This is a genomic window from Sphingosinicella xenopeptidilytica (genome assembly GCF_042676985.1).
Taxonomy (GTDB): domain Bacteria; phylum Pseudomonadota; class Alphaproteobacteria; order Sphingomonadales; family Sphingomonadaceae; genus Sphingosinicella; species Sphingosinicella xenopeptidilytica.
On record NZ_JBHTIK010000002.1, the window covers coordinates 298,593 to 314,925 of the forward strand.

Below are 16,333 nucleotides of genomic sequence, written 5' to 3' on the forward strand. Positions count from 1 at the left end.
GCCTTTGAACAGGCAGGGAGTTGCGTATGGTGAAGGTGCGGGCTTTCGTTCAACTCATATGCATTGCCGCAGCGCCGCTTGCGCTCTGGCTTTCCGCGCCCACGGCATTCGTCAGGGGTGTCGATTTGCAGGGCGACGACGCGGGGCGTCTTGTACCCCACCTCAGCGCGGTCGATGCGCGCATCCTGCAGATCAGTCCTGACGGCAGCGCGATCGTTGCAAGTGGGTCGCCGGGGGCGATGGTCGCCGCGCTGTTTCGCGCAGGAGCCTTGCCGCTGCCGCTTGTCGGCACGGACAATGCGTGCGCTTCCCGAACGGTGAGGCGGGCATGAGCGCCGCCGCCCTTTTCCCGATCCGCCGCGCCGGTGCGCGGCTTCTCGTTGGCGCGTTCGCAGCGAATTGCATTGCCCTTGGTGCCGTCGGCGTAATGACCGGCAAGGCTGAGACGTTCTCGGTTGTCGCCATTGCGCTCGCCCTTACTGTTGTTCCGACGCTTTGGGTTCTGCGGTCTCCGGTGGTCGATGCCGCCCAGCGTACCGCGCTGGCGTTAACGGCAGTGTGTTTTCCGGGTCTGTTCTTGTACCTGATGAACGGCCACCCGTGGCAGATGGACATGCACATGTACTTCTTCGCCATGCTGGCCGGGCTCACAGTCCTGTGTGATCGCCGCGCACTGATCGCGGCTGCCGGGCTTATCGCCGTTCATCATCTTGCGCTCAGCGTTCTCGCGCCGGACTGGGTCTTCGCCGGTGGCGGCGACATTCCGCGGGTTCTGCTACATGCCGTGATCGTGGTGCTGCAAACGGGGATGCTGCTGTGGATCGTCGGTCAGCTCTCTGAATTCGTCAACGGCAAGGCGGAAGAGGCGCAGCGCAGCCTTGCGCTGCGCGTGGAAGCCGATGTGGCGAGGGGCGAGGCCGAAGCCAATCTGAAGGCACTGAAGATTGCGCAGGCGGAAGCGGAACATCATCGCGTCGCGGAAGAAAGTATGCGCCGTGCTGCCGAGTCGGCTGACCGCAGGCGCCTCGTCGCCGATGCATTGGAGGCGCGGCTCGGCGCGATTGTTTCCGATCTCAACAGCATGGGTGTACAGCTCGCGAGCAGCAAGGAGGAGTTGGTGCGCCTGCTCTCCGGTGCGGCTCTCCGTTCCGAGCAGCTGCGCAAATCTCACCGGCGCGCCGAGCAGGAAGTGCGGGCCGTCGTCGCCGACACGGGCGCGCTCGTGTCATCGATCCACGCCGTCGGCACGAACTCAGGGCAGGCGCGCGACACGGCGCGGGAAGCGGCAAGCGCGACGCAGCAGCTGGAGCCGGAGATCAAGGCGCTCGGCAACACCGTCGATGCCGCGAGCCAGATTCTCGGTATCATTTCGCAGGTCGCTGCGCAGAGTCACATGCTCTCGTTCAACGCGGCGATCGAGGCCGCGCGTCAGTCTGGTGACGGGTCGGGCTTCCTGATCGTTGCGAACGAGATGAAACTGCTGTCGTCTCAGACCGCAGACGCGACGCGTCAGATCGAGCGCCACCTCGCGGACATCCGCGCGGCGACCGCCAGCGTTTCGAGCGCGATCTCGGATGCAACAGGCAAGGTGCATTCGATCGACACCTCGACCGCGGGCATCGCGGATGCTGTCAGCCATCAGATCCGGGCAACGACCGAGATCGCGTCCGCTGCCGATGAGATGGCCGTGCAGATCGACGCTGCGTCGGGCGACGTTGAGGCGCTTGGCCGCGTTCTTGGTGAAGTCGCGAACGCGATGCAGCAGGCCGACCAGATCGCGACCAGCGTGTCGGAGCGATCGAATGAACTCGATCAGACGGTGCGAAGCGTCCTCGCGGAACTCCGCGCGGCTTAGTCCGCCACCTTCACCACGGCTTTGCCGAAGTTCTTGCCTTCGAGGAGTCCGATGAAGGCCTTGGGCGCGTTCTCCAGCCCCTCGGTCACGTCCTCGCGGTAGACGAAGGGCTTCTCGCCTTGCCAGCGGGTCATGTCGGCAGCGAACTTCGGCATCGTCTCGGCCCAGTAATCGCTGACGATGAAGCCTTCGAGGTGGAGGCGCTTCACGAGCACTGCGCGCATCAGTTCGGCCATCAGGATGTTGCCCGAAAGCTCGTCGCGGCTCGCCGCGTTATAGCCGGCGATGAGTCCGCAGACGGGAACGCGGGCGAAGTCGTTGAGGCGGGGGAGAACGGCTTCCCAGACCTTGCCGCCGACGTTCTCGAAATAGATGTCGATGCCGTTCGGGGTGGCGGCCTTGAGAGCGGCGGGGAGGGCGGGGTCGTGGTGATCGAGGCAGGTGTCGAAACCGAGTTCATTCACGACGAAATCGCACTTCGCCTTGCCGCCCGCGATGCCGACAGTGCGACAACCGAGACGCTGCGCGATCTGTCCGACGATTGCACCGACTGCGCCCGAGGCGGCGGCGACGCAGACGGTTTCGCCCGCTTTCGGCTGACCGATCCGCATGAGGCCCGTGTAGGCGGTGAGGCCGGGCATTCCGAGCATTCCGAGGTGGTAGGAGAGCGGGAAGGGGCCCTTGGGGAGCGGGCGCAGTTCAGCGGCGGGAAGCACCCAGTGCGATTGCCAGCCGGAGCGCCCGGCGACGATGTCGCCCGGCTTGAAGCGGCTGTCGCGGGACTGGATGATCTCGCCGACCGTCTCGCCTTCCATCACGCCGCCGATCGGTACGGGCGAAGCGTAGGAGGCGCCCTCCGACATGCGGCCGCGCATGTAGGGATCGAGCGACATCCACAGCGTGCGGGCGAGCACCTGTCCTTCGCCGGGCGCAGGAAGCGCGGCCTCGACCCACTTGAAATTGTCCGCCGTGGGCGCGCCCTGTGGGCGGCTGGCAAGTGTCCATTGCTGCGAGATGGTCATGGCGTGTCTTCCCTCGATTCGAATCGAGGGGAAGCTAGCGTGTTTCGGCACGCGGCACCGCTATTTAAGGCGTCAGGCGCGCAGCGCGTGCCAAATGAGGAGCGCCCAGCCGACGATCATCAGCACGCCGCCGATTGGCGTCACCGCGCCGAGCCAGCGCGGCAGGCCGAGTGCCATCAGATAGAGCGTGCCAGAAAAGACAAGCGCGCCGAGCGTCATGCTCCATGCCGCCGCGGGCGCGCGCGTGATCACGGCAAGCGCCGCCGCCGCATGGGCAAGGCCATAGACGGCGCCGGTCGTGACCCAGGCCTTCGCCTGTGGATCCGTCATCGCGTGCGCACCGAACGCGCCGACCGCAACGGCGAGGAGGCCATTGAGAGCAGCGAGCGCGGCGAGCGGCGCCATCAGTTCGCGGCCCGCATGAGTTCGCGTGCGATGACGACGCGCATGATCTCGTTTGTGCCTTCGAGGATCTGGTGGACGCGCAGGTCGCGGTACAGTTTCTCGACCGGATAATCCTGCAGATAGCCGTAGCCGCCGAACATCTGCAGCGCGCGGTCCACCACCGACATGCCGGTGTCGGTCGCGAAGCGCTTCGCCATCGCCGAGAACTTGGTCTTGTCGGGTGACTTCGCCGTGACCTTCGCGGCGGCGGCGTAGAGCAGGATGCGCGCGGCCTGAAGCTCCGTCTCCATGTCGGCGAGGCGGAACTGCGTGTTCTGGAAATCGGCGATCGCCTTGCCGAACTGGCTGCGCTGGCGCGTATAGGCAAGCGCCTCGTCAATCGCGCGCTGCGCGCCGCCGAGGCTGCACGCGCCGATGTTGAGGCGCCCGCCGTCGAGGCCGGCCATGGCGATCTTGAAGCCGTCACCCTCGCCGCCGACGAGGTTTTCGACCGGAACGCGTACGCCGTCGAAATTGACCTGCGCGGTCGGCTGCGCGCGCCAGCCCATCTTGCGCTCGTTGGCGCCGAAGCTGACGCCCGGCATGTCCTTCTCAATAACGAGGCAGGAGATGCCCTTGGGGCCCTCACCGCCGGTACGCACCATCGTGACGTACACCTCGTTCTGCCCGGCGCCCGAGATGAACGCCTTCGAGCCGGTGACGACATAATGGTCGCCGTCCAGCACCGCCTTGGTCTTGAGCGCGGCGGCATCCGACCCCGAGCCCGGCTCGGTGAGGCAGTAGCTCGCGATCCGGTCCATCGTGACGAGGCTCGGCAGGTACTTCGTCTTCACGGTTTCGGAGCCGAAGCTGTCAATCATCCACGACGCCATGTTGTGGATCGAGATGAACGCCGACACGGCCGGGCAGCCGTAGGCCATCGCTTCCATGATGAGCGCGGATTCGAGCCGCCCGAGGCCGATGCCGCCCGAGGCTTCCGACACGTAGATCGCCGCGAAGCCTAGTTCGGCGGCGGACTTGATCGTGTCGCGCGGGAAGACGTGGTCTTCGTCCCACTTCGCCGCGAAGGGCGTGATGGCGTCGGCGGTGAAGCGCTGCGCCATTTCCTGGATCGCGCGCTGGTCGTCGGTGAGATCGAATTGGGTCATGCGCTCGTTCCTATAATGGCCTCGGCCTCGATTTCCACCTTCCATTCCGGGCGCAGCAGCGCAGCGATCACGACCATGGTCGCGGCAGGGCGGATTTCGCGGAAAACGGCGCCGTGGGCGCGGCCGACAGCCTCGGCATCGGCGGGGTCGGTGATGAACATGCGTGTGCGCACGACGTCCGCGGCGCTGCCGCCGAGTTGTTCGATCGCGGCAAGGATGATCGCAAAGCAGCGCCGGGCCTGCGCTTCGGCATCGCCCGGCGTCGAATGGCCATCGGCCTCGACCGGCGCAGTCCCTGAAACGAGGATGCGGTCTCCCGCGCGAATGGCGCGGGAGAAGCCGATTTCAGCCTCGTAAGGTGAGGCGGACCCGGTGCGCTGGCGCGGCACCTGTTTATCCCATCGTCGGGATGACGAAGGCGTTGCCGCCGTCGGCGGAGCCGTCCGGCCAGCGCTGGGTGATGGTTTTCACCTTGGTCCAGAACTTCACGCCTTCCATGCCGTGCTGGTTGGTGTCGCCGAACGCCGAGCGCTTCCAGCCGCCGAAGGTGTGGTAGGCGACCGGCACCGGGATGGGCACGTTGATGCCGACCATGCCGACGTTGACGCGCGCCGCGAATTCGCGGGCGGCGTGGCCGTTGCGCGTGAAGATGGCGACGCCGTTGCCGTACTGGTGCTGCGTGGGGAGCTGCAGCGCTTCTTCGAAGCTGTCGGCGCGGAGCATCTGCAGCACGGGGCCGAAGATTTCTTCCTGATAGGTGCGCATGTTCGTCTTCACGCGGTCGAACAGGCTCGGTCCGACGAAGAAGCCGTCCTCGTGGCCTTGCAGGCTGAAGCCGCGGCCGTCGACGACGAGCTCGGCGCCTTCATCGACGCCCATCTGGATGTAGTTCTCGATCTTCGCCTTGTGCGCGGCGGTGACGACCGGGCCGTAGTGCGCCTCTGCGTCGGTGGAGACTCCGACGCGCAACGCGGCGATTGCGGGCAGTAGCTTCTCGCGGAGGTTCGCGGCGGTCTTGTCGCCAACCGGCACCACGACCGGAAGCGCCATGCAGCGCTCGCCCGCCGAGCCGAAGGCGGCGCCCGCGAGATCGTTCACGACCTGATCGAGATCGGCGTCGGGCATGACGATGCCGTGGTTCTTGGCGCCGCCCATCGCCTGCACGCGCTTACCGGCTGCCGCGCCGCGCTGGTAGACATAATGGGCGATGTCCGACGAGCCGACGAAGCTGACGGCGTGGATATCGGCGTGGTCGAGGATCGCATCCACCGCGCTCTTGTCGCCGTGGACGACGTTGAGCACGCCCGCCGGAAGGCCCGCTTCCATCATCAGCTTGGCAAGCTCGATCGGCACGGAAGGGTCGCGCTCCGAGGGCTTCAGGATGAAGGCGTTGCCGACAGCGATGGCGACACCGAACATCCACATGGGGATCATCGCCGGGAAGTTGAACGGCGTGATGCCCGCGACGACACCGAGCGGCTGGCGCATCGAATAAACGTCGATGCCGGGGCCGGCGCCCTGCGTATATTCGCCCTTCAGCACGTGCGGGATGCCGCAGGAGAACTCGATAACCTCGAGGCCACGCTGGATGTCGCCCTTCGAATCGGCGATGACCTTGCCATGCTCGGACGAGAGCAGCTCGGCGAGCTTGTCCATGTCGCGCTCGATCAGGCGCTTGAATTCGAACATCACGCGGGCACGGCGCTGCGGATTGGTCGCGGCCCAGCCGATCTGCGCGGCTTTCGCCACCTCGACCGCGCGGGCGATCTCGGCGTCGGTCGCGAACTGGACGCGCGCCTGCACCTTGCCGGTGTTGGGGTTGAACACGTCGCCGAAGCGGCCGCTCGTGCTGCGGACGGTCTCGCCGCCGATGAAAAGGTCGATTTCGCGCAAGGTGCCGGACATGCTCGTTCCCCAAGGATAGGCCGAAAGTGGCGTTGGCGCGCTTATCTGCTTTCGCCTTCCCGCGGGCAATTCCCCAGATTCGCATTACATAGCTGCGATTTTGCAGTATGGAGGCCATGTGAACTGGGATGACCTGCGCATTTTCCTGTGCGTCGCACGCACGCAGCGGCTAAATGCGGCGGCGCGCGAACTCGCCGTGGACGCGACGACGATCGGCCGGCGACTGGCGCGGCTGGAGCGCGATGTCGATGCGACGCTCTTCGAGCAGGGCCCGGCGGGCTATGTGTTGACGGAGCGGGGCCGCGCCCTTGTCGAACATGCCGAGGCGGCCGAGCAGGCGGCGTTGCGCTTCGGCGGCGAGGTTTCCGGCGAGGCGGGGCCGGGCGGCATGGTGCGGGTGAGCGTCGTCGAAGGCTTCGGCACGTGGATCGTGGCGCGCGCGCTTCCGGATTTCCACCGCCGCCATCCGCGCATCGTCATCGATCTCGTTGCGGGGAGCGGCGTGCTCAGCCCGTCGCGCCGCGAGGCGGATATCGCCATCATGCTCGCGCGCCCACAGCACGGCCCGCTCGTGGCGCGCAAGCTTACCGACTACCGGCTCGGCCTCTATGCGAGCCCGGCCTATATCGAAAACGCGGGGATGCCCGACGCGCGCGCCGACCTCCTCGATCACAGCATCGTCGGCTATGTGCCCGATCACATTTTCACGCCCGAACTCGATTATCTGGGCGAGGTGCTGCCGGGCCTCGAGCCCGCCATCCGCAGCACCAGCATCAGCGCGCAGTACGAGATGGTCGCAGGCGGGGGCGGCATCGGCGTGTTGCCACGATTCATGGCGGCGCAGAATGCGCGTGTCGTGCCGGTGTTGGCGGAGGACGTGTCGATCAGGCGCAGCTTCTGGTTGGTGATGCACCGCGACATGCGCCGTTTTGCGCGCATCGCGGCATTTTCGCAGTGGATCGATGAGGTGGTGGCGCGGCGGCGCGACGTGCTGCTCTAGGCGATATGCCCTGATTGCGGGCTGTCGTCCTCAAGCGCGTAGGGGATTTCTCCGAGGCCTTCGTTCGCGGGCAGCGGGAAGGTGCCGTAAGTGAGATCGAGCCCCGCGCGAAGGTCTCCGCTGGCGATCTGGAGGGCGAGGCGCTCGCTGTCGCGCTCGCGATAGTCCGCCTCGATCGCATCAATGGTCTTTTCATCCACGCCGGCGGCTTTCAGGGCGGAGCGGCCCATCTTTACCGCGCTTTCGTGGACCTCGCGAACCACGACGTCGCAATCGGCATTGGCGAGTTGCATGACGTGGCGCCTGTCGAATGCCCGGACCAGCACCTTGAGATTCGGAAAGGCGCGTCGCACGGCGCCCAGCATCTCGTTCGTCATCTGGTGGCCGTCGTTGCAGTAGACGAGAAGCTGCGCTTCCTCCGCGCCCGCGATACGCAGAACATCAAGGCGGGTGCCGTCGCCGTAGTAGACCTTGCGGCCGAAGCGGCCCGAAAGCTCGATCTGCCCCGGCTTGCGATCGATGAGCGTGACCGGGATGCCGCGTGCGGCGAGAAGCTGGTTCACCGTCTGGCCGAAGCGGCCGTAGCCAACGATGATCGCGGGCGCGTTCTCGGCCTTCTCCGGGCCTTCGACGTCGTGGTCTTCACTTTCGCGCTCAACGAGCCTGTCGACGCCAGCGATGAGAAGCGGGGTCAGCGCCATCGAGACGGTGACGGCGGCGGCGAACAGGCTGGAGGCTTCGGAGGCGAGCAGCAGGCCGCTTTCCGCCGCCGTGAGCACGACGAAGGCGAACTCGCCGCCCTGCGCCAGATGGACGCCGGTGAGCGCTGCATCCCGCCAGTTCGAACCGAACAGACGCGCGAGGATGGCGATCACCGCGAACTTCACGCCGAGCAGGATCGTGACGTAGAGGAGGATGCGGCCGGGCTGCTGCAGGATGATCGAGAGGTCGAGCATCATGCCCACGGCCATGAAGAACAAGCCGAGCAGGAGGCCGCGGAACGGATCGATGTCCGCCTCCACCTCGTGTCGGTAGGGGCTGTCCGCGAGCATCACGCCCGCGATGAAGGCGCCGAGCGCCATCGAAAGCCCGAAGCTTGCCATCAGGAACGCGGAGCCGACGACCATCAGCAGCGCGCCGATCACGAACACCTCACGCGTGCCCGTCTGCGCGATCAGGCGGAACAGCGGGTTCACGAGGAAACGCCCGGCGAGCACCAGCGCGCCGATCGCGACGAGCGACTTCCAGACGAGTTCCCATCCCTCCGGTGCCTCGGCAACCGGTGTGCGGGAGAGGGCGGTCGTCACGATCAGCAGCGGGACGATCGCGAGGTCCTGCATCAGGTGGATCGAGATGATGCGCGTGCCGAGCGGCGTGTTGATCTTGCCCTGATCGCGGAGGATCTGCACGTCGAGCGCGGTGGAAGACAGCGCTAGTGCAAGGCCGATGACGAGCGCGGCCTGCCATGTGAACTCGGTCGTGACGAGCAGCGCGCCGGTGATCGCGAACCCGCAGAGCAGCACCTGCGCGCTGCCCAGCCCGAAGATATCGTAGCGCAGATCCCATAGCCGCTTCGGGCGCAGTTCGAGTCCGATCACGAACAGCAGCAGCACGACGCCGAACTCGGCAAAGCCGAGCGTCGTCTCGGGATCGGTGACGAGGCCGAGCAGATGCGGCCCGATGATCATGCCCGCGACGAGGTAGCCGAGCACGGCGCCAAGCTTCAGCCGGTGGAACAGCGGCACCACCGCGACCGCTGCCGCAAGATACACCACACCGTCCCGAAGCAGGGTCGAATCGCCGCCAACCGCCATCAGCGCGTGCCCCGATTTGCGATGCGCGGGACACGCCGGTAGATACGAAGAAAGCGAAACGGAGGCATCGGCACCGGTTATGAAGATCGACGAGGACAGCCCACAGGTACGCTTCCCGCCGCCGTTCGTCTACGCCGGGATGCTGCTTCTGGGGCTGGGAATCGGGCGGCTGCTCGGGGATCCGCCGATCGGGCTCGACATCAAGGCGGCGAGCATTGCCGGCATGATTCTGGCCATCGGGGGGCTCGGCCTCATCTCCGCGGCGCTGCTGCGATTCCGCCGCGCGGGCACGAACCCCGAGCCATGGCGGCAGACGACGGCGTTCGTGGCGAGCGGTGTTTATCGCTGGACGCGGAACCCGATGTACCTCGGCATGGCGCTGATCTTCGCGGGCCTCGCGCTCATCTTCGACAGTCTCGCAACGCTCCTGCTGCTGCCCTTTGTGGTGATCCTGATCGACCGGCAGGTGATCGCGCGCGAGGAACGCTATCTCGAAACGAAGTTCGGCGACGACTACCGCGCTTACAAGGACAAGGTCAGGCGCTGGCTGTGACGGCTGCGTCCTCCGCCGCGCTCGCGGCTGCATCGAAGGCGAGAAGGATGGAAGGGTGGCGGGCCTTGTAGGCCTGCGCCGGGCGGAAGATTTCGAGGTCGGGCCAGCCTGCCGGGACGCTGCCTTCGCCCTTCAGGAATGCGGTGAGCGCGGTATGAGCATTACGAAGCTCTGACGCAGACTTGCCGAGCACGCCCGTGCCGAGGATCGAGGCCGAGGCCTGCCCGAGCGCGCAGGCGCGCACCTCCTGCCCGAATGTCGCAACACGGCCCTCGCTGTCGAGATCGACGTCAGCTGTGACGCGGCTGCCGCAGATCGGCGAGACCTTGCGGCTCGTACCCTGCGGCTCTGCAAGGCGCGTCAGGTGCGGGATCGTTGCGGCGAGGCGCAGGATCGCGGTGTTGTAGAGCGGTTCGGACATCGCGGCCGATATAGGGCGGCGAGGCGCCGCTATCCAGTCTCGCCGTCGTCGGCGCGGCCGTGGACGAAGCGGTCGACATAGTCGTTGCCGCTGTTTTCGAGGTCGGCGACCTTGCCTTCCCAGTGGATGCGCCCGTCCTTCAGCATGGCGATGCGGTCGGCGATGCGGCGCACGCTCGCCATGTCGTGCGTGATGGTGACGGCGGTAACGCCGAGGTCCGTGACGAGACTGCGGATCAGCCGGTTGATGGTGTCGGCGCGGATCGGATCGAGGCCCGTGGTCGGCTCATCGAAGAAGATGATCTCGGGCTCCGCCGCAATGGCGCGGGCGAGCGCGACGCGCTTCTGCATCCCGCCCGAAAGCTCGGAGGGCTTCAAGTCCGCGACCGGCGCATCGAGGCCGACCTTCGCGAGCAGCTCGACCGCCTTCGCGTGCATTGCCTTCGCGTTCGTCGCGCGGCCGCGCGTCAGCCCGAAGGTGATGTTGCGCCACACGGGCAGCGAATCGAACAGCGCGCCGCCCTGAAACAACATGCCGATGCGGTTCCGCAGTTCGGTGCGGTCCGCGCGAGAGGCCGAGGCGAGGTCGGTGCCATCCAGCCGGATCGTGCCGCTGTCCGTGGGGAGGATGCCCAGAATGCATTTCAGCATCACCGATTTGCCGGTGCCCGAACCGCCGATGACGACGAGCGATTCGCCCGGCTCCACCTTCAGGTCGATGTGATCGAGCACGACCTTCGGCCCGAACGCCTTGCGGACCCCGATGAGTTCAATGCTGCCGCCCTTCATGTGCCGAACACCAGCACGGTGATGATGAGGTTCGCGAGCAGGATGAGCACGAACGCACTGACCACCGCGTTCGTCGTCGAGCGGCCGACGCCCGCCGCGCCGCCCATGCTGCGGAAGCCGTGGTAGCAGCCCATCATCGCGATGATGAAGCCGAACACCGCCGCCTTCACGAGGCTCGACGAGACGTCGTCCCACTCGAGATACTGGCGCGTCGTGGCGAGGTAGGAGGTGACGTTGAAGCCGAGGCGCTGCGTGCCGATCAGGAAGCCGCCCATCACGCCGAGCGCGTTCGAGACGAGCACGAGGAGCGGCAGCACGATCACGGCGGCAATGAGCCGCGGTGCGATCAGATACTGGAACGGATCGGTGCGCAGCGTCGTAAGCGCATCGATCTGCTCGGTGACGCGCATCGTGCCGAGTTCGGCCGCCATCGCGGAGGAGACGCGCCCCGCCACCATCAGCCCGCCGAGCACCGGGCCGAGTTCGCGCACGATGGCGATGACGGTGACGGCGGGCACCGTGCTTTCCGCGTTGAAGCGGCTGCCGCCGACGAAAATCTGCTGCGCGAGCGCCGCACCGGTGAAAACGGCGGTGAGGCCGACGACCGGCAGCGAGAACCAGCCGATGATCAGCATCTGCTCGATGAGGCGGCCGAAATAATAAGGCGGACGTACGGCGGCGCCGAGTGCGCGCAGCGTGAACAGCGCGACCCGCCCGATGCTGGCGAGTGCGCCGAGCGTGGCGCGGCCCGGGCGGGCGAAGAAGTTGACGAGTGCGTTCATGTGTAGACGCGCTCATAGCGGGCGCCGAGCCCAGTCAGCAACTCATACTCGGAAATCCCGGACTGCGCGGCGGCTTCGGCGAGGTTGTAGGGGATGTCCACCCAGTCTCCGGGTGCGACCGCATGGGTGTCCGTGATGTCGATGATGATCATGTCCATCGACACGCGCCCCACGACCGGCGCCCGCTTGCCGCCGACAAGGGCCGCACCTGTGTTGGAAAAGCCCCTCAGATACCCGTCCGCATAGCCCAGGTTGAGCACGGCGAGGCGGCTGTCGCGCGGCGCTGTCCACGTCGCGCCGTAGCCTGCGGCGTCCCCGGCGGGCACGTCGCGGCACTGGATGACGCGCGCGGTGGGAAACACGACCTGGTGCAACCCCGCGCTGCCGCCATAAAGCCCGATGCCGGGGCGCACATGGCCGAAGGCGTAGTCGAGCCCAAGGAAGATGCCCGCGGTGTTCGCAAGCGCGCCGCGTATGCCGAGCGCTACGACCACCTCTTCAAAGCGATCGCGCTGCAGCCCGTTCAGCGGATGCTCCGGCGTGTCGGCGCAGGCGAGGTGTGAGTGAACAGTGTCCACATCCATCCCCGCGAACATTTCGGTGCAGAAGCCGCGCCAATCGAAGCCGAGGCGGTTCATGCCGGTGTCCACCATGATGTCGCAGCGCCGACCCTGGCCGTGCGCGCGCCACAGCGCCACCTGCTCCGGGCTGCCGAGCACGGGGTCCGCGTCGATGGAGAGCGCGGCGGGGAGATCGGCGGCATCGATGCCGTGCAGCACCTTCACGCGCAGGTCGGGCGCGCGTCCCGCAAGCGCCGCGGCCTCCTGCCAGTTGGAGACATAGACCGTCCGGCAGCCTTCGACATAAAGCCGGTCCGTCACGGCCTTCGCGCCGAGGCCGTAGCCGTTCGCCTTTACGGCGGCGCCCGTATCCACGCCCGCGAGCGCGCGGAGTTGCCTCCAGTTGGCGGCAAGTGCGTCGAGGTCGATGCGGAGGCGGAGAGGAGACGGCGGGATCATGTGTGAGGACGGATAGCGGGGGCAGGCGGGATGCGCAAATGCCTGTTGGGGGTGCCGGGTATCCCCTCTCCCCAACCCTCTCCCCGGCGGGGAGAGGGAGTTGTGTTTCGTGTGGGCGATCGATATGTTCTTTTTATGTTCTTGATCTTGGGTGTTGAATGGCGCGGCTGAAAACCCAGTTTGTCTGTCAGGCGTGCGGCGCGGTGAGCCCGCGCTGGGCGGGGCAGTGCGGCGAGTGCAAGGAGTGGAACAGTATCGTCGAGGATGCGGGCGCGGTGGTGACGCCGTTCTCGGCGAAGCAATCGCTTTCGCGCGGCGGTGCGGCGTTTCGCCTGCAATCGCTGGATGAGGATACGCCGCTGCCGCCGAGGCTGCCGACGGGTATCGCGGAACTCGACCGCACGCTCGGCGGCGGCGTGGTGCCGGGCAGCGCGATCCTGATCGGCGGCGATCCGGGCATCGGCAAATCGACGCTGCTTTTGCAGGTGGCGGGCAAGATGGCGATGGCGGGGCGGCGCATCGTGTACCTCTCGGGCGAGGAGGCGGCGGATCAGGTGCGGCTGCGCGCGCAGCGGCTGGGGCTCGGCAAGGCCGACGTGGCGCTCGCCAGCGTTACCTCGGTGCGCGATATATTGACCACGCTCGCGGAGCGGACCGCGCCCGATCTCCTCATCATCGATTCGATCCAGACCATGCATTCGGACATGCTGGAGGGCGCGCCGGGCACGGTGAGCCAGGTGCGCGCCGCCGCGCAGGAGCTGATCCGCTATGCGAAGTCCGAAGGCGCGGCGGTGGTGCTTGTCGGGCATGTGACGAAGGACGGGCAGATCGCGGGGCCGCGCGTGCTCGAACACATGGTCGATACCGTGCTCTATTTCGAAGGCGAGCGCTCGCACCAGTACCGCATCCTCCGCGCCGTGAAGAACCGCTTCGGCGGCACCGACGAGATCGGTGTGTTCGCGATGGGCGCGCTCGGCCTCGAAGAGGTCTCGAACCCGTCGTCGCTGTTCCTCACGCAGCGCGAGGCGCCGGTGCCGGGATCGGTGGTGTTCCCCGCGATCGAGGGCACGCGGCCGGTGATGGTGGAGGTGCAGGCGCTCGTCGTGCGCCTGCCTTCGGGCGCGACGCCGCGCCGCGCGGTGGTCGGCTGGGATTCGGGGCGGCTCGCGATGATCCTTGCGGTGCTGGAGGCGCGCTGCGGGCTCAATTTCTCGACGTGCGAGGTTTATCTCAACATCGCGGGAGGCCTGCGTGTGTCGGACCCGGCGGCGGACCTTGCCGTTGCCGCCGCGCTCGCCTCGGCAATGGCGGAGCGGCCGATCCGGCTCGATACGGTGGCGCTCGGCGAAATCGCGCTTTCGGGCGAGGTTCGCGCCGCGCCGCACCTCGGGCTCCGGCTCAAGGAAGCGCAGAAGCTCGGCTTCGAGCGCGCCTTCCTGCCGGGCGGCGCGACCGCAAAGGGAGACGGCGTGCCCAATGGTATGAAAGCCACAGGCTTCAAACATTTGTCGGGGCTTGTTGACCACCTCTGCGGCTCCGATTAGGGCCGCGAAATATGGACATGACCGGGTTCGACATCGTCGTTCTGCTCATCGTGGGCGCGCTTGCCGCGCTCGGCGCGATCCGGGGTTTCGTCACCGAGATTCTCACGCTGCTCGCATGGGTCGCGGCGGTCGTGGCGCTCAAGCTCTTCTACCCGGCGGGCAAGCTGATCGCGGCGGGAATGGTCGGCAGCGAGGTCGCGGCGGCGGCGATCGCCTTCCTCGTCATCTTCTTCGGCACCTTCTTCATCTTCCGCCTCGTCGGGCGGCTGCTCGGCGATCGCACCAAGCGCTCGGTCATCGGGCCGATCGACCGCGTGCTCGGGCTCGGCTTCGGCGCCGTGAAGGGGCTCATCGTCGTCAGCCTCGTCTTTCTCGTCGTCACGCGCGGCCACGCGCTCATCTGGGGCGGGAACGAGAAGCTGCCGGAATGGCTGCTCGCCGCGAAAACGGAGCCGCTGCTCGACATCACCAGCCGCGCGATCATCGACTATGCCGAAGACCGGCAGGAGGGGCTGGGGCTCGGCGACGACAGGCCGCGCACCGCCCCCGAAGATCAGCACTACAGCGATACGAGTGGTGGCGAGGGCTACACCCACGAAGAGCGCGACGCGCTCGACGATCTGTTGGACGATTCGAGCGGCACCGAGATTTAGCCGGAGTTTCCTTCGCGCCGGATTCGCGCTAGGGGCGCGGCCATGACCGAAATTCGCCTCTACAACACGCTGACGCGCCAGAAGGACGTCTTCACACCCGCCGATCCGAACCGGGTGACGATGTATGTGTGCGGCCCCACGGTCTACAATCGCGCGCACATCGGCAACGCTCGGCCCGCGGTGGTGTTCGACGTGCTGTTCCGACTGCTCCGCCATACTTACGGCGAGAATGCCGTCCACTACGCGCGGAACTTTACGGACATCGACGACAAGATCATGGCGGCCGCTGAGTCCGAGGACGTGCCGATCGAGACGATCACCAAGCGCTACGAGGATTTCTACCGCGCCGACATGGGTGCGCTTGGCGTGCAGCGGCCGACGTACGAGCCGCGCGCCACGGAGCATGTCGAACAGATGGTCGCGATGATCGCGGCACTGATCGAGAAGGGCGCGGCCTATGCGGCTGATGGCCATGCACTGTTCGACATCACGAAGGATGCCGACTACGGCACGCTCTCGCGCCGCCCGATGGACGAGATGATCGCCGGCGCGCGTGTCGAGGTGGCGCCTTACAAGAAGAACCCCGGCGACTTCGTGCTGTGGAAGCCGAGCGCGGCGGACCAGCCGGGCTGGCCTTCGCCCTGGGGTCGCGGGCGCCCCGGCTGGCACATCGAATGCTCGGCGATGATCGAGGCGCACCTCGGCACCACCATCGACATCCACGCCGGCGGCCTAGACCTCCAGTTCCCGCACCACGAAAACGAATGCGCGCAAAGCCGCTGCGCCCACGACGGCGCACCGCTCGCGAAGATCTGGATGCACAACGGCTTCCTCTCCATGGACAAGGAGAAGATGTCGAAGTCACTCGGCAACGTGGTGACGGTGGGCGAACTGCTGAAGCAAGGCCACAGGGGCGAGACGCTGCGGTTAGCGCTGTTGATGGCGCATTATCGGCAGCCGCTGGATTGGAACGACCGGTTGATCGAGCAAGCGAAGGCGATGCTGGATCGCTGGTATCGCTTGTTGGAAGATGAACAGGTTGACGCCGTTGGCGATGTTGAAGTTGAAGCAGTGCTAGCCGACGACCTCAACACTCCGGCCGCTATTGCCATTTTGTCCGAGTTTGCGAACAGCCGCAAACTTGAACGCCTCTGGCGAGGTGCTCGTATGCTCGGGATACTTTCGCATTCCCCGGATGCATGGTTTGGTCGCGTTCGACCTGAACCAATGATCGTCGAAACCAGCATGGGCTCCATCGCGCTGTCATCTGGTGACGAGATCGAAATGCGGATAGATGCCCGCGCCGCCGCTAAAGCCGCGAAGAACTGGGCCGAGGCCGACCGTATCCGCGATCAATTGAAGGCGGAGGGTATCCTGCTCGAGGACAAGCCCGACGGGACGACGGTCTGGCGGCGCGCTTGAGG

General features: G+C 66.5%; 17 protein-coding genes. 7 read left to right on the forward strand and 10 right to left on the reverse strand.

What is annotated here, in order from left to right; genetic code table 11:
• The first annotated feature begins 26 nt into the window (after window positions 1-26).
• Window positions 27-332 carry a hypothetical protein gene (locus ACFQ00_RS04300; RefSeq protein ID WP_381486708.1) on the forward strand — a complete coding sequence of 102 codons (306 nt, stop codon included), beginning with the start codon at window positions 27-29 and terminating at the stop codon, window positions 330-332.
• Window positions 329-1,855: a methyl-accepting chemotaxis protein gene (locus ACFQ00_RS04305; RefSeq protein ID WP_381486710.1), complete on the forward strand. Its 1,527-nt coding sequence runs from the start codon at window positions 329-331 to the stop codon at window positions 1,853-1,855. Before ACFQ00_RS04300 ends, ACFQ00_RS04305 begins: the two co-directional genes overlap by 4 nt.
• Here ACFQ00_RS04305 and ACFQ00_RS04310 read toward each other — a convergent pair.
• The 5 genes from ACFQ00_RS04310 to ACFQ00_RS04330 form a co-directional block, all read right to left on the reverse strand.
• Window positions 1,852-2,877, reverse strand: a complete 1,026-nt coding sequence (locus ACFQ00_RS04310) for an NADP-dependent oxidoreductase (protein ID WP_381486713.1) — start codon at window positions 2,875-2,877, stop codon at window positions 1,852-1,854. The genes ACFQ00_RS04305 and ACFQ00_RS04310 overlap by 4 nt on opposite strands.
• Window positions 2,878-2,949: 72 nt before the next feature.
• The gene (locus ACFQ00_RS04315; protein ID WP_381486716.1) at window positions 2,950-3,282 is read right to left on the reverse strand and encodes a DUF423 domain-containing protein; all 333 of its coding nucleotides are present in this window, start codon (window positions 3,280-3,282) and stop codon (window positions 2,950-2,952) included.
• Window positions 3,282-4,430 (reverse strand): acyl-CoA dehydrogenase family protein, encoded by a 1,149-nt coding sequence (locus ACFQ00_RS04320; RefSeq protein ID WP_381486719.1) that lies wholly within the window; start codon window positions 4,428-4,430, stop codon window positions 3,282-3,284. Before ACFQ00_RS04320 ends, ACFQ00_RS04315 begins: the two co-directional genes overlap by 1 nt.
• Window positions 4,427-4,819 carry a RidA family protein gene (locus ACFQ00_RS04325; RefSeq protein ID WP_381486722.1) on the reverse strand — a complete coding sequence of 131 codons (393 nt, stop codon included), beginning with the start codon at window positions 4,817-4,819 and terminating at the stop codon, window positions 4,427-4,429. The genes ACFQ00_RS04320 and ACFQ00_RS04325 overlap by 4 nt, the downstream gene beginning before the upstream one ends.
• Before the next feature lie 4 nt (window positions 4,820-4,823).
• The gene (locus ACFQ00_RS04330; protein WP_381487843.1) at window positions 4,824-6,323 is read right to left on the reverse strand and encodes a CoA-acylating methylmalonate-semialdehyde dehydrogenase; all 1,500 of its coding nucleotides are present in this window, start codon (window positions 6,321-6,323) and stop codon (window positions 4,824-4,826) included.
• A gap of 130 nt (window positions 6,324-6,453) precedes the next feature.
• Between ACFQ00_RS04330 and ACFQ00_RS04335 the strand changes: the two genes are divergently transcribed.
• A complete protein-coding gene (locus ACFQ00_RS04335; protein ID WP_381486725.1) occupies window positions 6,454-7,335 on the forward strand; it encodes a LysR family transcriptional regulator in 882 nt (293 codons plus the stop codon).
• On the opposite strand, the gene ACFQ00_RS04340 is transcribed toward ACFQ00_RS04335, so the two are convergent.
• Window positions 7,332-9,149, reverse strand: a complete 1,818-nt coding sequence (locus tag ACFQ00_RS04340) for a monovalent cation:proton antiporter-2 (CPA2) family protein (protein ID WP_381486728.1) — start codon at window positions 9,147-9,149, stop codon at window positions 7,332-7,334. The genes ACFQ00_RS04335 and ACFQ00_RS04340 overlap by 4 nt on opposite strands.
• A gap of 79 nt (window positions 9,150-9,228) precedes the next feature.
• Here ACFQ00_RS04340 and ACFQ00_RS04345 point away from each other — a divergent pair, with 79 nt between their 5' ends.
• A complete protein-coding gene (locus tag ACFQ00_RS04345; protein WP_381486730.1) occupies window positions 9,229-9,702 on the forward strand; it encodes a methyltransferase family protein in 474 nt (157 codons plus the stop codon).
• On the opposite strand, the gene ACFQ00_RS04350 is transcribed toward ACFQ00_RS04345, so the two are convergent.
• Genes ACFQ00_RS04350 through alr form a run of 4 tightly spaced genes read right to left on the reverse strand, consistent with a single transcriptional unit; the run spans window position 9,686 to window position 12,712 of the window.
• Entirely contained in the window at window positions 9,686-10,123 is a 438-nt protein-coding gene (locus tag ACFQ00_RS04350; protein WP_381486733.1) for an iron-sulfur cluster assembly scaffold protein, read from the reverse strand. The two genes, ACFQ00_RS04345 and ACFQ00_RS04350, sit on opposite strands and share 17 nt — an antisense overlap.
• Window positions 10,124-10,152: 29 nt before the next feature.
• Window positions 10,153-10,911, reverse strand: a complete 759-nt coding sequence (locus ACFQ00_RS04355; protein WP_381486736.1) for an ABC transporter ATP-binding protein — start codon at window positions 10,909-10,911, stop codon at window positions 10,153-10,155.
• Window positions 10,908-11,693, reverse strand: coding sequence for an MlaE family ABC transporter permease (locus ACFQ00_RS04360; RefSeq protein WP_381486739.1), 786 nt, complete (start codon window positions 11,691-11,693; stop codon window positions 10,908-10,910). Before ACFQ00_RS04360 ends, ACFQ00_RS04355 begins: the two co-directional genes overlap by 4 nt.
• Entirely contained in the window at window positions 11,690-12,712 is a 1,023-nt protein-coding gene (alr, locus tag ACFQ00_RS04365) for an alanine racemase (RefSeq protein WP_381486742.1), read from the reverse strand. The genes ACFQ00_RS04360 and alr overlap by 4 nt, the downstream gene beginning before the upstream one ends.
• Before the next feature lie 158 nt (window positions 12,713-12,870).
• On the opposite strand from alr, the gene radA reads away from it, so the two are divergent.
• From radA to cysS, 3 genes are read left to right on the forward strand one after another with little or no spacing between them, the layout of a single operon-like run.
• A complete protein-coding gene (gene radA, locus ACFQ00_RS04370) occupies window positions 12,871-14,256 on the forward strand; it encodes a DNA repair protein RadA (protein ID WP_381486745.1) in 1,386 nt (461 codons plus the stop codon).
• A 17-nt stretch (window positions 14,257-14,273) separates the two neighbouring features.
• Complete coding sequence (locus ACFQ00_RS04375) at window positions 14,274-14,909, forward strand: CvpA family protein (RefSeq protein ID WP_381486748.1); 636 nt, start codon at window positions 14,274-14,276, stop codon at window positions 14,907-14,909.
• Between the two features lie 42 nt (window positions 14,910-14,951).
• On the forward strand, window positions 14,952-16,331 hold the full coding sequence (cysS, locus tag ACFQ00_RS04380; RefSeq protein ID WP_381486750.1) for a cysteine--tRNA ligase: 1,380 nt from the start codon (window positions 14,952-14,954) through the stop codon (window positions 16,329-16,331).
• The last annotated feature ends 2 nt before the right edge of the window (window positions 16,332-16,333 follow it).

What these genes read in the sequence shown, in the direction of transcription:
- ACFQ00_RS04320 (WP_381486719.1), bottom strand. Translation starts at nt 4,430, where the DNA reads ATGACCCAATTCGATCTCACCGACGACCAGCGCGCGATCCAGGAAATG.
- ACFQ00_RS04375 (WP_381486748.1), top strand. Translation starts at nt 14,274, where the DNA reads ATGACCGGGTTCGACATCGTCGTTCTGCTCATCGTGGGCGCGCTTGCC.
- ACFQ00_RS04350 (WP_381486733.1), bottom strand. Translation starts at nt 10,123, where the DNA reads ATGTCCGAACCGCTCTACAACACCGCGATCCTGCGCCTCGCCGCAACG.
- ACFQ00_RS04305 (WP_381486710.1), top strand. Translation starts at nt 329, where the DNA reads ATGAGCGCCGCCGCCCTTTTCCCGATCCGCCGCGCCGGTGCGCGGCTT.
- ACFQ00_RS04360 (WP_381486739.1), bottom strand. Translation starts at nt 11,693, where the DNA reads ATGAACGCACTCGTCAACTTCTTCGCCCGCCCGGGCCGCGCCACGCTC.
- cysS (WP_381486750.1), top strand. Translation starts at nt 14,952, where the DNA reads ATGACCGAAATTCGCCTCTACAACACGCTGACGCGCCAGAAGGACGTC.
- ACFQ00_RS04310 (WP_381486713.1), bottom strand. Translation starts at nt 2,877, where the DNA reads ATGACCATCTCGCAGCAATGGACACTTGCCAGCCGCCCACAGGGCGCG.
- radA (WP_381486745.1), top strand. Translation starts at nt 12,871, where the DNA reads ATGGCGCGGCTGAAAACCCAGTTTGTCTGTCAGGCGTGCGGCGCGGTG.
- alr (WP_381486742.1), bottom strand. Translation starts at nt 12,712, where the DNA reads ATGATCCCGCCGTCTCCTCTCCGCCTCCGCATCGACCTCGACGCACTT.
- ACFQ00_RS04340 (WP_381486728.1), bottom strand. Translation starts at nt 9,149, where the DNA reads ATGGCGGTTGGCGGCGATTCGACCCTGCTTCGGGACGGTGTGGTGTAT.
- ACFQ00_RS04315 (WP_381486716.1), bottom strand. Translation starts at nt 3,282, where the DNA reads ATGGCGCCGCTCGCCGCGCTCGCTGCTCTCAATGGCCTCCTCGCCGTT.
- ACFQ00_RS04345 (WP_381486730.1), top strand. Translation starts at nt 9,229, where the DNA reads ATGAAGATCGACGAGGACAGCCCACAGGTACGCTTCCCGCCGCCGTTC.
- ACFQ00_RS04355 (WP_381486736.1), bottom strand. Translation starts at nt 10,911, where the DNA reads ATGAAGGGCGGCAGCATTGAACTCATCGGGGTCCGCAAGGCGTTCGGG.
- ACFQ00_RS04300 (WP_381486708.1), top strand. Translation starts at nt 27, where the DNA reads ATGGTGAAGGTGCGGGCTTTCGTTCAACTCATATGCATTGCCGCAGCG.